The organism is Pseudomonas sp. ICMP 10191, assembly GCF_001467335.1.
GTDB classification, from domain to species: Bacteria; Pseudomonadota; Gammaproteobacteria; order Pseudomonadales; family Pseudomonadaceae; genus Aquipseudomonas; species Aquipseudomonas cerasi.
Genome location: NZ_LKGW01000020.1, coordinates 1 through 892 on the forward strand (window position 1 = coordinate 1; position 892 = coordinate 892).

At 59.4% G+C, this 892-nt stretch carries 1 protein-coding gene; it reads left to right on the forward strand.

Going from position 1 to position 892, the window contains the following annotated elements; genetic code table 11:
- Window positions 1-815: SGNH/GDSL hydrolase family protein (locus AO388_RS03240; protein WP_236713891.1), on the forward strand; the 815-nt coding region annotated here is incomplete at its 5' end.
- Between the last annotated feature and the right edge of the window lie 77 nt (window positions 816-892).

Consider the following 892-nt stretch of genomic DNA (forward strand, 5'->3'; position numbering starts at 1 on the left):
CGCTAACCGATGCGATCGCTTACAAAGACTGGGTGTTGAACTATGTCAGCCAGTTCGTGCCGGTGGTGAACATCTGGGACGGCTTCACCGAAGCCATGACCGTGGAAGGCCTGCACCCGAACATCCTGGGTGCCGAGTTCATCAGTTCGCGGGTGGTGCCGATCATCACCGCCAACTTCGAGTTTCCCGGAATCCCGCTGCCCACGGACTCTGGCGACGTTTACTCGGCCATCCGCCCGTTCGGCTGCCTCAATGCCAACCCGCTGCTGGCGGGCACTGGCGGCGCGCTACCGGCGGGCGTGAACGCTGTGGCCGGGTCGGTGCTGGCGGACGGCTACAAAGCCGTTGGCTCTGGCCTGACCGGGATCACCACGCGCTGGTTCAAGGAGCCTGCCGCCTATGGCGAGGCGCAGTGCATCGAGCTGCGTGGCGCCATGGCGGCGCCGGGCGGCTACATCTACATGCAACCCACGGCCAACGTGGTACAGACCAACCTGGCGGCTGGCGACGTTATAGAAATGGTGTCGGCGGTAGATATCGTCGGGTCGTCGCGCGGCATTCTGGCTTGGGAGGCTGAATTGACCATCACCAAGACGGTAAATGGCGCATCGTCTACGTTCTACTATCGGTCGATGGACAAGTACCAAGAGCCGTTCACCATGCCGGCCAGCTTTTCCGGAGCGCTGGAAACGCAGCGGGGTACTATTGATCTTACTGAGACGGTCATCACGTCGCGTATGGGGCTGTACCTAGCCACCGGCATCCTGCTCGATTCAAAGGTGAAAGTCAGCCAGTACGGGGTGCGTAAGATTTAGACGATTAGTACCCAGCCCATCACTTATTAATCAAGAGGATAGGTCTGGGTAGTTAAAGTGTGACTAGTTGAATTCTG